The 13326-nt window shown below is 73.4% G+C and carries 13 protein-coding genes; 8 read left to right on the forward strand and 5 right to left on the reverse strand.

Annotated features, from left to right (window positions below; genetic code table 11):
* Positions 1-2: 2 nt before the first annotated feature.
* Positions 3-653 carry a ribulose-phosphate 3-epimerase gene (gene rpe / locus F4559_RS09830; protein WP_184675617.1) on the reverse strand — a complete coding sequence of 217 codons (651 nt, stop codon included), beginning with the start codon at positions 651-653 and terminating at the stop codon, positions 3-5.
* Between the two features lie 153 nt (positions 654-806).
* Here rpe and F4559_RS09835 point away from each other — a divergent pair, with 153 nt between their 5' ends.
* On the forward strand, positions 807-1412 hold the full coding sequence (locus F4559_RS09835; RefSeq protein WP_184667778.1) for an SDR family NAD(P)-dependent oxidoreductase: 606 nt from the start codon (positions 807-809) through the stop codon (positions 1410-1412).
* 232 nt (positions 1413-1644) lie between these two features.
* Here the strand turns inward: F4559_RS09835 and F4559_RS09840 are convergent, their stop codons facing one another.
* The 4 genes from F4559_RS09840 to F4559_RS09855 all read right to left on the reverse strand — a co-directional run bounded on the left by F4559_RS09840 (position 1645) and on the right by F4559_RS09855 (position 6410).
* Complete coding sequence (locus F4559_RS09840; protein ID WP_184667780.1) at positions 1645-2973, reverse strand: M28 family peptidase; 1329 nt, start codon at positions 2971-2973, stop codon at positions 1645-1647.
* A gap of 85 nt (positions 2974-3058) precedes the next feature.
* Positions 3059-4018, reverse strand: coding sequence for a helix-turn-helix transcriptional regulator (locus F4559_RS09845; protein ID WP_184667782.1), 960 nt, complete (start codon positions 4016-4018; stop codon positions 3059-3061).
* Between the two features lie 407 nt (positions 4019-4425).
* Positions 4426-4911 carry a hypothetical protein gene (locus F4559_RS09850; protein WP_184667783.1) on the reverse strand — a complete coding sequence of 162 codons (486 nt, stop codon included), beginning with the start codon at positions 4909-4911 and terminating at the stop codon, positions 4426-4428.
* A complete protein-coding gene (locus F4559_RS09855; protein WP_312865551.1) occupies positions 4911-6410 on the reverse strand; it encodes a helix-turn-helix domain-containing protein in 1500 nt (499 codons plus the stop codon). Before F4559_RS09855 ends, F4559_RS09850 begins: the two co-directional genes overlap by 1 nt.
* Positions 6411-6756: 346 nt before the next feature.
* Here F4559_RS09855 and F4559_RS09860 point away from each other — a divergent pair, with 346 nt between their 5' ends.
* The 7 genes from F4559_RS09860 (at position 6757) to whiA (ending at position 13302) form a co-directional block, all read left to right on the forward strand.
* Positions 6757-7248 (forward strand): hypothetical protein, encoded by a 492-nt coding sequence (locus F4559_RS09860; RefSeq protein WP_184667786.1) that lies wholly within the window; start codon positions 6757-6759, stop codon positions 7246-7248.
* A gap of 14 nt (positions 7249-7262) precedes the next feature.
* Positions 7263-7655, forward strand: coding sequence for a Rieske (2Fe-2S) protein (locus F4559_RS09865; RefSeq protein WP_184667787.1), 393 nt, complete (start codon positions 7263-7265; stop codon positions 7653-7655).
* Positions 7656-7749: 94 nt separating this feature from the next.
* A complete protein-coding gene (locus F4559_RS09870; RefSeq protein ID WP_312865552.1) occupies positions 7750-8229 on the forward strand; it encodes a Rieske (2Fe-2S) protein in 480 nt (159 codons plus the stop codon).
* 72 nt (positions 8230-8301) lie between these two features.
* Positions 8302-10425, forward strand: coding sequence for an excinuclease ABC subunit UvrC (gene uvrC, locus F4559_RS09875; RefSeq protein ID WP_184667789.1), 2124 nt, complete (start codon positions 8302-8304; stop codon positions 10423-10425).
* 26 nt (positions 10426-10451) lie between these two features.
* A complete protein-coding gene (rapZ, locus tag F4559_RS09880; RefSeq protein ID WP_376774710.1) occupies positions 10452-11309 on the forward strand; it encodes an RNase adapter RapZ in 858 nt (285 codons plus the stop codon).
* Positions 11306-12325 carry a gluconeogenesis factor YvcK family protein gene (locus F4559_RS09885; protein ID WP_184667791.1) on the forward strand — a complete coding sequence of 340 codons (1020 nt, stop codon included), beginning with the start codon at positions 11306-11308 and terminating at the stop codon, positions 12323-12325. The genes rapZ and F4559_RS09885 overlap by 4 nt, the downstream gene beginning before the upstream one ends.
* Complete coding sequence (gene whiA, locus F4559_RS09890) at positions 12316-13302, forward strand: DNA-binding protein WhiA (RefSeq protein ID WP_184667792.1); 987 nt, start codon at positions 12316-12318, stop codon at positions 13300-13302. Before F4559_RS09885 ends, whiA begins: the two co-directional genes overlap by 10 nt.
* The last annotated feature ends 24 nt before the right edge of the window (positions 13303-13326 follow it).

Consider the following 13326-nt stretch of genomic DNA (forward strand, 5'->3'; position numbering starts at 1 on the left):
GTTCACCGGCCGGCGGCGGCCAGCGCGCGCAACTTCTCGACGGCCAGGCCGGGATCGGCCGCGTCGTACACGGCGGACCCGGCGACGAAGCAGTCCACACCGGCCTCGGCGGCCTGGCCGATGGTGTCGGCGTTGATGCCGCCGTCGATCTCGACGACGAGCGTCAGGTGTCCGGTGTCGACCAGGCGGCGCGCGGTGCGCACCTTGTCCAGCACGTCGGCGATGAAGCTCTGCCCGCCGAACCCGGGCTCGACCGACATGACCAGCAGCGTGTCGTAGTGCTTGAGCACGTCGACGTAGGGCTCGATCGGCGTGCCGGGCTTGATCGAGAGTCCCGCCTTGGCACCGGCCGCCCGCAGGTCGCGCGCCAGGGCGACCGGGTCGGCGGCGGCTTCCGCGTGGACGGTCACGTTGTACGCGCCGGCCTCGGCGTAGCCGACCGCCCAGCGGTCCGGGTCCTCGATCATCAGGTGGCAGTCCAGCGGGATGTCGGTCGCCTTGCGCAACGACCGCACCACGGGCAGGCCGAGCGTCAGGTTGGGCACGAAGTGGGCGTCCATGACGTCGACGTGCAACCAGTCGGCGCCGGAGACCGCGTCGGCCTCCTCGGCGAGACGGGCGAAGTCGGCGGACAGGATGCTCGGGGCGATCATCGGATGCTGGACCACAGGTGGTCAGTCTAGGCTCCGACCCGCGCCGACGGCCCACGCGGGCCGGTTCCCAACTACTCACGCGGGTAGTTCTCCGTGCCGCCGAAGCCCATTACGGTCGAACCGACCTCGGGGGGCAGAACGGGGTATCTGGGGATGACAGCCAAAATCGTGTTGGTGACCGGCGCGTGCACACCGCTCGGCGGCGAGGTGGCGGAGGCACTGGCCCGGCAGGGCGCGGTGGTCGCCGCGGTGGACAGCGACGGGCGGACCCTGTCCGCGATGGTCGAACGCCTGCGTGCCGAGGGCCTGCGGATCGCGGGTCGGCAGATCGACGTCACGTCGAGCGCCGCCGTGGACGCCCTCGTCGACCAGCTGGAGCGCGAACTGGGCCCGATCGACGCCCTGGTGACGGTAGCCGCCGCGATCCGCCCGGGACCGGTGCTGGCGTTGAGCGACGCGGACTGGGCGCACAGCTTCGCGGTGAACACCGACGGCGTGTTCAACACGTCACGGGCAGTGGCGGGTCGCATGGTCGCCCGCAGGCGCGGAGTGATCGTCACGGTGGCCGGCCACGGCGCGACCACCAGGTCGGCGGCCTATACGGCATCACGTGCGGCGGCGATCGCGTACACCGAGTGCCTGGCGCAGGAGGTGGCCCCCCGTGGCGTGCACTGCGCGGCCGTGGCGCCGACCGACCCGACCCGAGTGGCACAGGAGGTCCTGTTCCTGCTGACCACCCCCACCCGCGCGTCGGCCTGAGACCCGGCCGCCCGGACACACCGCCGTCGTGTCCGGGCGGCCTTCCACCAGGACAACGGCAACGGCAGCACGAGTCCCACATCACGACACACGCGCTCATCGACCCGTACGACCTGCCGAACCACCGCACCCACGACGGTGGCACCCGAGTGCACAACTCGCGGTGTCCGAACGCATAACTCGCGCGGTAGGGGAACTCGGGCACTCGAAAGGAGGTGCCTGAGCGCGTATTTCAGGGTGTCCGAGTGGAGGACTCGCGCCCCTGGGAGCGGGTCGCGGCCAGCCGGTACGCGGCGGTACCGACCAGCTCCAAGGAGATCTGAAGACGCCGGGCGTCCACGTTCCCCGCCAACGTGTCCTCCGGCGTGTGGTAGAGCGGCTCCAGATCCCCCGGCCCCGCCGGCCCCCGCCACGAGAAGTTCGCCGCCGCGATCCCCCGCTCGTGAAAAGGCACATGGTCGCTGCTCCCCCGCGCCACCGGACCTCGCACATGCCCGGCATGCCCGAGCCGCCCCGCCGCGTCCGCCACCGCCGAGGTGGTCGCGTTGGCCGCCCCGTCCACCGACAGCAGCCAGTACACCGTCGAACCCGGATTGCTCGTGGCCACCATGTCGTTCTGGAACGTGCCCACGATCCGCTTCGCCTCGACGTCCGACAACCCGCCCACGTAGTGCCGCGACCCGAGCAACCCCTGCTCCTCCGACCCCCACAACGCGAACCGCAGCGTCCGGTACGTGGGCAGCCGCCGGAGCACCCGCGCCACCTCCAGCACCAGCGACGTCCCGCTGCCGTCGTCGTTCGCGCCGGGCGAGCCGGGAACGCTGTCGTAGTGCGCGGTCACCATCACCACGCCCTCGTCGGAGCCGAACGTCGGCGGCCGTTCGGCGATCACGTTGTGCGAGGTGAGTCCCGCGTGCAGGGAGGTCGACACGGTGATCTCCCGCGCGGGCCGCGCCCGCAGACGTTCCACGTGCACCTGCGCGATGCCCAACACCGGCACGGCGACTGCCTCGGTCAACGCGGGGGAGAACGTGCCCGACTTCCCCGGCGTGGTGATCCGCCCGAGCAGGACCGCGACCGCGCCACGCCGGGCGGCCTCGACCACCGGCGTGTAAGGCGCGGGCACGTTCACCAGCAGCGCGATCCGCCCCGTGAGGTCGTCGGGCAGGGTGGCGCCGTCGCCCAGGTCGACCACCCGGCCGGACCGGGTCACGTCGAGCGCGCCGAGTCTGGCCGCCGCCGCGTTCCACCGCTGCCCGGACACCTTCAGGGTCGACAAGTACTTGTCCGGCACGGAGAACGGCTGCACGGCGACGTCGTAGCGCAGCTCCCGCAGCACGGACACCAGGTAGTCCTTGGCCCGGTGCTCGGATTCGGTGCCGCCGATCCGCTGCCCGATCCCCTCCGACAGCACGCGCAGGTGGTGCAGCGCCCGCTGCGACCGCACGCGTTCGGCGACGAGGCGGTCACCCCAGCCGTCCGCCCGCGCGGTGGGCGCGAGGCCCAGCACCGCGGCCCCCGTCGTGACGACCGCACCGGTCAGCATGTCCCGCCTGCGCATGGCAACCCCTCCTCGGTTCGAATCCCGAACGTAGGGAGAACCCGGCGAGGCGGACAAGGCTGCCTTCGGTGGACGACCGATCGGCTCAGCGGTCGCCGGCGGCGCGCAGCAGCCGGGCGGCCAGCTCCCTGAAGTGCCCGGCGAGTTCCGGCGGACCCTCCACCTCGAACTCCAGTCCGAGCGTGCCGATCCACAGCCCGACTTCGGGCAGCGACGGCGCACCCACGGTCAACCGGGTGCGGTGGTCGTCGATCCGTTCGAGGTGCACGGCCGTCACGGAGGTGCGCGCGGCCACCTCCTCGTAGGGCGCGTGCATGATCAACCGGGCCTGCCGGGCGTGCGGCGCGACGGTGAGCTGCCGGGCCACGTAGTCGGCGAGGTCGGCGGCGGGCGGCTCGCGCGGGGTGAACCGGGCGCCGAGCGCGGGCTCGCCCTCGATCCGGTCGATCCGGAACGTGCGCCAGTCGTCCCGGTCGACGTCCCACGCCACGAGGTACCAGCGGCGGCCGGTGTGCGCCAGCCCCAGCGGTTCGACGTGCCGCCGCGTCGCGTCCCCGACCCGCGCGGTGTAGGCGAACCGCAGCCGCTGGTGGTCGCGGCACGCGCCTGCGATGGTGGTGAGCACGTCCGGCGACACGGTGGCGACGCTCGGGGTGAGCGCGATGGTGTGCGTCTGGAGGGCGTTGACCCGGCGCCGCAACCGCGCGGGCAGGACCTGTTCGAGTTTGGCCAACGCCCGCACGGACGTCTCCTCGATGCCCGCCACGGTCCCGTTCGCGGCGGTGCGCAACCCGACCGCGACGGCCACCGCCTCGTCGTCGTCGAGCAGCAGCGGCGGCAGTTCGGCGCCCGCGCCGAGCCGGTAGCCGCCGGCCACGCCCGGCACGGAGTCGACGGGGTAGCCCAGCGACCGGAGCTTGTCCACGTCGCGTCGGATGGTGCGCACGTCGACGTCGAGCCGCCGCGCGAGGTCCGGGCCGCTCCAGTCCTTGCGGACCTGGAGCAGCGAGAGCAGGCGCAACAGCCGGGCCGAGGTCTCCAACACCCGGTCGAGTCTGCCGGCGATCGCGGACAGGTCCGGTCCTCGATCACCCGAGGACGTCCGGTGGGTACGTCGTCACGCCCGGAACGGGACCTCCGGAGGTCCGGGGCAGCCGGGCCCGGATACCGATCGGGCGCACCGGGCCGCCCGTGCGCGGCGCCGTGGCCCGGTCGAACGCCGGCGAGGTCGGCGCCCTCGCCGCGAGAGGCGACCTTCTCTTCCGTCCGACGGGAATCTGCCGGCCCCCGGGCGGACAAGGCCCGGCGCCTCGGTCTCCGCGCGAAGTCCCGTCGGCACGACCCGCCGCCGCGCTCCGAAGCCCACCGCTCCCGCGCGAAATCCGGTCTCCGCACCGCCGACCGCACCACCGGCGAGGACCGGTCCCGGGGCAGGCCCCGGGACCGGTGTCCTCAGCCCGCCCGGGCGGCGCCCGGGGGCCACACGACCACGACCGGCACACCGGACGCGCGGGCGGTCTCGACCACGTCGGCCGTGCCGCCCCGCCCGTCCGGCGGGTTGCCGTCCCACACCGCGATCAGCAATTCCACCGACGCGAGCATGCGCTCGTTGGCCATCACGTACGCGTGCCGCCCCGACAACTCGTTGGGCAGCACGCTCACGACGTGCGCCTTCGCCAGCAGCTCGTCGTAGGCGGGCCGCTTCTCCGGCTTCATCCGGTCCCGGTAGTCCAGCGCGGGCAGCACGACCTCCACCCGCCCCCCGAGGTCCAGCACGACGCGGGCGAACAGCTGGTCCGCGCCCGGCGCCAGGCAGGTCACCCCGACCAGGGACGACCCGCCCGGCACCTCCTGCTCCACCGTGGCGCGCAGGGCCGCGCGCACGCCGTCGACGCACTCCGGCACGAGATTGCCGTGCCCGGTGATCCCCACCCGCATCAGGCCGTCCGCACCCCGCGAATCGCCTCCCTGGCGTCCCGCACGGCCGGCAGGTCGCGGTGGCGTTCGGCCTCCACCGCGAAGTCCTGGAGCTTGCGGTGCACCCGCCCCGAGGCCAGGCCCGACGCGATCGGCAGCACGCCCTGGATCAGGCCGCACGCCTCCTCGGGCTCGCCCGCCACCATCTTCGTGCGGGCCAGCCCGATCACGTCGAACGTGCGGTTGCGGACCCGGCGCGGGTCGCGCAGGTCCAGCGCGCGCCGGATGTGCTGCTCGGCGGCGGGCGCCTGCCGGGGGTCATGACCGGCGAGATCACGCATGCGCGCGCCGATCACCCCTTCCAGTTCCGCCTCGTCGAAGCTGTCCAGCCACCACGGCTCGGCACCCGCCTCGCGTTGCGCGAAGCAGTCCTGCGCCCGGCCCACCGCCCGGTCGAACTCCCTGACCTGTCCCATCTGCGCGTACGCCCACGCCTCCCTGGTCAGCAGCAACGCCTGTAAAGTCGGCGTCGAGTTGCGCCGCGTACCGTACTGGCCCAGCTGCACCAGCTCCAGTCCGTCCTCCGGCCGGTTCAGGTCGAACATCTGCCGGGCCATCGCGGCCAGGCACAACGCGGCGAACGGGTCGTTGCGGCCCGCCTTCGCCATGCGGACGCCGAGCACGTAGTAGCGCTGCGCGGCGTCGTGCATGCCCGCGTCCCACGACATGCTGGCGGCCACCTTCGACAGTTCCGCGCCGATGAAGAAGGCGCGTTCGGTCGTCGGCCCGGCGGGCGCGTGCGCCAGCCGTTCGGCCAGTTCCTCCAGTTGTCCCAGCACCGCCTTGCGCGCCAGGCCGTAGCCGCCGCGCCCGCCCCAGCCGCGCAGTCCGTCGGCGACGTGCTGGAGCGCGGTCAGTTCCTCCTCGCTGATCGCCGCGCTGGACGACCACTTGGACAAGGGCTGCAACGGGTGCAGCCACCGCTGCAACGGTTCGACCAGTGTGGGCCCCATGACCACCGCGGCGGCTCCGCTGAGCGCCGCTCTTCTGCTGATCGCCAAGTCGTTCCTCGCAGTTTCCTCGACCGATCTGGCAATGCTGGCGGCGTCCCACGCCGCGGCCAGCACATGCGGCGTGGCGACCCGCTCGGGCACGCCAGCCTGGCTTGGGACGCCGACGCGGTCGAACCACAGCCGATCGGTCGGGATGCCCAGCTGCCGCGCGAAGTGGCGCAGCCGGTCGATCCGCTCGATCGGGTTCTCCCCGGTCTCGTAGCGCGAGAGCTGCGCCTGGCTGATGCCCAGCCAGGACGCGAGCCGGTCCTGCGTCACGCGGCTGACGTGTCGGGGGTGGTGGCGGTACGCGGCGAGCAGGGCGCCCATGCTCCGGTCGGCGAACGCGGGCGCGAGGATCTCGTCGTCCCAGAACTCGTCGGGCAGTGTCGGCGGGCCGTAGAGTTCGGAACGCGCGTTGCGCCGACAACGATGGCACAACCGGTCGGTGTTGTCGGCGGCGAGCACGGCTCCGCACGAGGGGCATGCGCGCTTGGAACTGGTTGCCCGTCTCCGCGCCTTCGGTTCCATCGGCTCGCTCCCGTCACTGAGCGTGTCGGCCAGTGTATAGATACGCGATCCCCAGTCCATGCATTTCATGCATAAGTGGCGGTCGGGGTCCTATCGGGCCGCCGGTGACTGCGGGTGGTGGATGCGGTCGATACGCCCGTTGCATGGGACTGACCCGAGCACGGTGTGGTGGTCCGGACCTCTTCGGATCAGGCTGCGGTGATCCGGTGTCCGGGCAGACCCCCGGCCACCGCCCTGCGAAGCACCGCGAGGCACCGCTCCACCCGACCGGGGAGAGGAACAGATGAGCATGACCGCCACGACCAGTGCCGCACCGAGCCCGCGCTCCGGGCCGCGAGACCGGGTGCACCAGCAGGCGCTCGGGGAGGCGATCGCGGGCTACCGGCTGCTGGGGTGGAAGGTGTCGGTCACCGAGCAGGGCGTGTTCCTGCCGCTCGGTCCCGCCACCACCGCGCTCGCGATGCCCGCGCGCATCGGCTCACGGGTGCTCGCCGACCTCAAATCGCGGATGCTCGCCGGTCCGGTCACCGTCATACCCGGGCCGCGCGAGCACTGGATCTTCCTGGCCGAACTCGTCGCCCTGCTGCCCACGCACCTCAAGGCGCCGGCCGAGGTCCAGTTCGTCCGCTCGCCCCAGCGGATCGCGCTGCCGCCGACGATGACCCGCTACGGCTCGCTGCGCTGGGCGAACCCGCCGTCGCACTCCCGGCACTGGTTCCCGCCGTTCACGGCGGTGCTGGCGCTGGCCCGGTCGGCGGTGTCCCAGGACCGCTAGGCGAGGATGGGCGGGTGGACCGACGAACGCTGTTGTGCGGCCTGCTCGCCCTCACCGCCTGCGGCACGGGCACGGCGGCCCGCCGCCCCGGCCTCGGCGGCGCCCGGCCCGGCGACCGGCTCGCCGGCCTGGCCGACGTCCCGGTCGGGTCGGGCGCGCTGCTCGACGTCGGCACCGACGGACAGCTCCTGTTCGTCCGCCCGGACGCCGACGTGGTCCGCGCGTTCGACCCGACGTGCCCGCACCAGGGCACCGTGGTGAACCCGCCGGTCAAGGGCGTGATCGTCTGCCCGACGCACCGCAGCGAGTTCGACCCCGCCACGGGCGGGCGGCTGGCCGGCCTGGCGCCCCGGGGGCTGACCGAGGTTCCCGTCACGGTGGCGGGCGACGACGTGCGCCTGGCCTGACGGCTTCGGAATCCGTCGAAGTGTCGAACCACGTCCGGCGTGGTGTCGTATTGCCGTCGTGACCGAACGGACGCATCGCACCTCGGAGGATCCGGTGACCACCACACCCACGAACGACGGCCTGTCCCGGCGCCGGATGCTGTGCGGGGTCCTGGCCGCGCTCGCCGTGCCCGCCGGACTCGCGGCGTGCTCGGACTCGCCGACGACGTCGTCGGGTCCCGGCACCACTCCCGGCACCACGACGAAGGCCGGGGACGCCACCACGAAGCCGACCGCCGCGGGCGGTTCGGGGATCGTCGCCCTCGCCGACGTGCCGGACGGCGGCGGGGTGGTCGTCGAGTCCGACGGCCGGCCGCTCGTGCTCGTCCGGTCCGGCGACACGGTCAAGGCGTTCGACGCCACCTGCCCGCACCAGTTGCAGAAGGTCGCGCCCCCGGTGGGCGACGTGATCACCTGCCCGGCGCACGGCAGTCGGTTCAAGGCCACCGACGGCTCCCGGATCGACGGACCGACCCCGAGCGGTCTCGACGCGGTCCCGGTGAAGGTGGCGGCGGGCCAGGTCGTGCTCGCCTGAGCGACACGCCTGCCGGACGGGGGCGTCACGGCCGCGCGCGGGATTGTCGGTGCCCGCACGTAGTCTTGTCGAGTGGCCGACCCGTCGACCTATCGCCCCGCCCCCGGCACCATCCCGGACGCGCCCGGTGTCTACAAGTTCCGCGACTCCGGCGGCCGGGTGGTCTACGTCGGCAAGGCCAAGAGCCTGCGGTCCCGGCTGAACTCGTACTTCGCCGACGTCGCCGGGCTGCACCCGCGCACCCGCCAGATGGTGACCACCGCGGCGGCCGTCGAGTGGACGGTCGTCGCGACCGAGGTCGAGGCGCTCCAGCTCGAGTACAACTGGATCAAGGAGTTCGACCCCCGCTTCAACGTCCGCTACCGCGACGACAAGACCTACCCGGTGCTGGCCGTGACCCTGGACGAGGAGTTCCCGAGGCTGCACGTCTACCGCGGCCCGCGCCGCAAGGGCGTGCGCTACTTCGGCCCCTACGCCCACGCGTGGGCCATCCGCGAGACGCTCGACCTGCTGCTGCGCGTGTTCCCGGCGCGCACCTGCTCGTCCGGCGTGTTCAAGCGGCACGGGCAGATCGGGCGCCCATGCCTGCTCGGCTACATCGACAAGTGCGCGGCGCCGTGCGTGGGCAAGGTGGACGCCAAGGCGCACCGCGCGATCGTCGAGGACTTCTGCGACTTCCTGGCCGGGAAGACCGACTCGATGGTCCGCCGGCTCGAACGCGAGATGACCGCCGCCGCCGAGGAGTTGGAGTTCGAGAAGGCCGCCAGGCTGCGCGACGACCAGACCGCGCTCAAGCGCGCGTTGGAGAAGCAGGCGGTCGTGCTCGGCGACGGCACGGCCGCCGACGTGGTCGCGTTCGCGCAGGACGACCTCGAGGTGTCGGTCCAGGTCTTCCACGTGCGCGGCGGCCGGGTGCGCGGCCAGCGCGGCTGGGTGGTGGACAAGGTCGACGAGACCTCGGTGCCCGCCCTGGTCGACCAGTTCGTCACCCAGTTCTACGGCGCGCAGGCCGAGTCCGCGCGCGTCGGCGGCGTGGAGGCCGCGCCCGTGCCGCGCGAGGTGCTCGTGCCGGAGCTGCCCGAGGACGCCGAGGCGGTCGAGAAGTGGCTGGCCGAGCTGCGTGGCGGACGCGTGGCGCTGCGGGTGCCGCAGCGCGGCGACAAGCGGGCCTTGATGGAGACCGTGGAACGCAACGCCAAGGAGGCGTTCCAGCAGCACAAGCTGCGGCGCGCGGGCGACCTGACCGCGCGGTCCGCGGCGTTGCAGGAACTCCAGGACGCGCTGGGGCTGGACACCGCGCCGTTGCGGATCGAGTGCACGGACATCAGCCACGTGCAGGGCACGGACGTCGTGGCGTCGCTCGTCGTGTTCGAGGACGGATTGGCGCGCAAGTCCGAGTACCGCCGGTTCGCGGTGCGCGACGCCGCCGAGCAGGGCGACGTGGCGTCGATCGCGGAGGTCGTGCGGCGCCGGTTCCAGGCGTACCTGAAGGAGACCGCCGGCGGCGGCCCGACGCCGGGCATCGACCCGGACACCGGCCGCCCGCGCCGGTTCGCGTACGCGCCGAACCTGCTGGTGGTCGACGGCGCCGGCCCCCAGGCCACCGCGGCGTCCGACGTGCTGGCCGAGCTGGGCATCACCGACGTGGCCGTGGTCGGCCTGGCCAAGCGGCTGGAGGAGGTCTGGCTGCCGGGCGACCCCGACCCGGTGATCCTGCCGCGCACCAGCGAGGCCCTCTACCTGCTGCAACGCGTGCGCGACGAGGCGCACCGGTTCGCCGTGGCCTACCACCGGCAGAAGCGGTCGAAGCGGCTGACGGTCTCGGCGCTCGACGAGATCGCCGGACTGGGCCAGACCCGCAAAGCCGCGCTGCTCAAGCACTTCGGCTCGGTGCGCAGGCTCGGCGAGGCGACCGTCGTGGAGATCGCCGCGGTGCCCGGAGTCGGCCGGCGGACCGCCGAGACCGTGCACGCCGCGCTGAACAAGTCCGCCGGCGTCCCGGTCCAGGACGGACCGGCCGGGGTCCACGGCGGTGCGGCGCGGACTTCACCGGGTGACGATCAGACTTCTCCCGACATCCCGGCGCAGGACGAGCCGGTCCGGGCGACGACGGCACCGCGGGTGCCGCGCCAGGACGGGTCGGTGCCGGACGCAGCGGTCCGCAACGGACCGACGACGACACAGGAGCAACAGTGAGCGCACCCGCCGGTGAGAAGTCCGGCATCGAGGTCGCGGTGGTCACCGGGCTGTCCGGTGCCGGCCGCAGCACCGCCGCGAAGTGCCTGGAGGACCTCGGCTGGTTCGTGGTGGACAACCTGCCGCCCGAACTGATCGCCACCATGGTCGAACTCGGCGCGCAGGCCAGAGGCGCCATCACCCGGGTCGCCGTGGTCATGGACGTGCGCAGCCGCGCGTTCACCGACGACCTGGCGGCCGTGATCAAGGACCTGGACGCGCGCGGCTACAAGCCCAAGGTCCTGTTCCTCGAGGCCACCGACGACGTGCTGATCCGCCGCTTCGAGTCGGTGCGCCGGGGCCACCCGCTCCAGCACGACGGCCGGCTCGCGGACGGCATCGCCGCCGAACGCGTCCTGCTCACGCCGTTGCGCGAGGAGGCCGACCTGGTGCTGGACACCTCGGCCCTGTCCGTACACCAGTTGCGGGCCAAGATCGAGGACACGTTCGGGTCCGAGTCGGCGATGCGCACGCGGGTGACCGTGCTGTCGTTCGGCTACAAGTACGGCCTGCCCATGGACTCCGACCTGGTCATGGACGTGCGCTTCCTGCCGAACCCGTTCTGGATCCCCGAACTGCGGGAGCAGACCGGCCTGGACGGGGACGTGCGCAACTACGTGCTCACCCAGGAGGGCGCCGAGGAGTTCCTCGACCGCTACCACGAGCTGCTGCGGCTGATCGGCGCCGGCTACCGCCGCGAGGGCAAGCGCTACCTGACGCTGGCCGTCGGCTGCACCGGCGGCAAGCACCGCAGCGTCGCCATCTCCGAGGAACTCGCCGCCCGGCTGGCCTCCGAGGACGGCATGGCGGTCAAGGTCGTCCACCGCGACCTGGGACGCGAGTGAGAGCGGTCGCCCTCGGCGGCGGGCGTGGCCTGCACGTCACGCTCACCGCGTTGCGCCGGCTGACCGACGACGTCACGGCCGTGGTCACGGTCGCCGACGACGGCGGGTCGTCCGGGCGGCTGCGCCGCGAACTCGGCCTGCTGCCACCGGGCGACCTGCGCAAGGCCATGGTCGCCCTGGCCGCGCCCGAGGCCGCGCTGTGGTCGGAGCTGTTCCAGCACCGGTTCGGCGGCACGGGCGCGTTGGCCGGGCACGCGATCGGCAACCTCGTGCTGGCCGGGCTGTTCGAACGCCTCGGCGACCCGGTCGCCGTGCTCGCCGAGGCCGGTCGGCTGCTCGGCGTACGCGGCCGGGTGCTGCCGATGTGCACCGAGCCGTTGCAGATCGAGGCCGACGTGACCGGTCTGGACGACGACGAGGACGTGTCCCGGCGCATCCGGGGCCAGGTCGCGGTCGCCACCACGCCGGGCCGGGTGCAGCGCATCCGGCTGTTCGGCCCGGGCGGTCCGGGCACGGTGCCGAAAGGCTGTCCCGAGGCCGTCGACGCGGTGCTCGGCGCCGACGTCGTGCTGCTGGGCCCCGGGTCGTGGTTCACCAGCGTCCTGCCGCACCTGCTCGTGCCCGAGCTGCACGACGCGCTCGTGCGCACGGCCGCGCGCAAGGTCGTCGTGCTCAACCTCGTCCCCCAACCGGGCGAAACCGCCGGCTTCTCGCCGGAGCTGCACCTCGACGTGTTGCGCGGGCACGCGCCGGACCTGCGGGTGGACGCGGTCGTCGCGGACACCGGCGCGGTGCCCGTGCCGGACCGCCTCGTCCGGGCCGCCGCAGCTCTGGGGGCCACCGCCCACCTCGCCGCGGTCGGCGTCGACGGCGCGCCGGATCGGCACGACCCGGTCGCGCTGGCCGCCGCGATCGACCGCGCGTTGCACCGCCCGCCCGATCCGCCCGGCGAGCCGTCCAGTAGAACCCTGCACACTGCTGTCGAGATCCGGGGAGGCGAGGAACCGTGGCGATGACGTCGTCGGTCAAGGACGAGCTGAGCAGGCTTGCCGTCGCCAAGACCTGTTGCCGCCGGGCCGAGGTCGCGTCCCTGCTGCGCTTCGCCGGCGGCCTGCACATCGTCGGCGGCCGGGTCGTCGTCGAGGCGGAACTCGACCTGGGCTCGACCGCCCGCAGGCTTCGTCGCGAGGTGCACGAGCTGTACGGGCACCAGTCCGACGTCTTCACGATCACCTCCAGCGGCCTGCGCAAGGGCACCCGGTTCGTGGTGCGGGTGGTCAAGGACGGCGAGGGCCTGGCCCGGCAGACCGGCCTGCTCGACCCGCGCGGCCGACCGGTGCGCGGGCTGCCCGCGCCCGTGGTGTCGGGTGGGGTGTGCGACGCGGAGGCCGCGTGGCGCGGCGCGTTCCTGGCGCACGGCTCGCTGACCGAACCCGGCCGGTCGTCCTCGATGGAGGTCACCTGCCCCGGACCGGAGGCGGCGTTGGCCCTGGTCGGCGCGGCCCGGCGGATGGGCATCGGCTCGAAGCAGCGCGAGGTGCGCGGCGCGGAACGCGTGGTGATCCGCGACGGCGACGCGATCGGCGCGATGCTGACCCGGCTCGGCGCGCACGACAGCGTGCTGGCGTGGGAGGAACGCCGGATGCGCCGCGAGGTGCGGGCCACGGCCAACCGCCTGGCCAACTTCGACGACGCCAACCTGCGCCGGTCGGCCCGGGCCGCCGTGGCCGCCGCCGCGCGCGTGCGGCGGGCGTTGGAGATCCTCGGCGCCGAGGCACCCGACCACCTGGCGGCGGCCGGCGAGCTGCGGCTCGCGCACCGGCAGGCGTCGCTGGAGGAGCTGGGCCAGCTCTCCGACCCGCAGATGACCAAGGACGCGGTGGCCGGCCGGATCAGGCGGCTGCTGGCGATGGCGGACAAGCGGGCCAAGGAGCTGGGCATGCCCGACACCGAGTCGGCGGTGACGGCGGACATGCTCGAAGCCGAGGTCTGACCCGCACGGGTGACCCGGCGTGCG

Origin of the sequence: Saccharothrix violaceirubra (assembly GCF_014203755.1) — a bacterium.
GTDB lineage: Bacteria > Actinomycetota > Actinomycetes > Mycobacteriales > Pseudonocardiaceae > Actinosynnema > Actinosynnema violaceirubrum.

Excerpts from the sequence above, each read along its gene's own strand:
- rpe (WP_184675617.1), bottom strand. The coding sequence starts at position 653 with ATGATCGCCCCGAGCATCCTGTCCGCCGACTTCGCCCGTCTCGCCGAG.
- F4559_RS09835 (WP_184667778.1), top strand. The coding sequence starts at position 807 with ATGACAGCCAAAATCGTGTTGGTGACCGGCGCGTGCACACCGCTCGGC.
- F4559_RS09840 (WP_184667780.1), bottom strand. The coding sequence starts at position 2,973 with ATGCGCAGGCGGGACATGCTGACCGGTGCGGTCGTCACGACGGGGGCC.
- F4559_RS09850 (WP_184667783.1), bottom strand. The coding sequence starts at position 4,911 with ATGCGGGTGGGGATCACCGGGCACGGCAATCTCGTGCCGGAGTGCGTC.
- F4559_RS09860 (WP_184667786.1), top strand. The coding sequence starts at position 6,757 with ATGAGCATGACCGCCACGACCAGTGCCGCACCGAGCCCGCGCTCCGGG.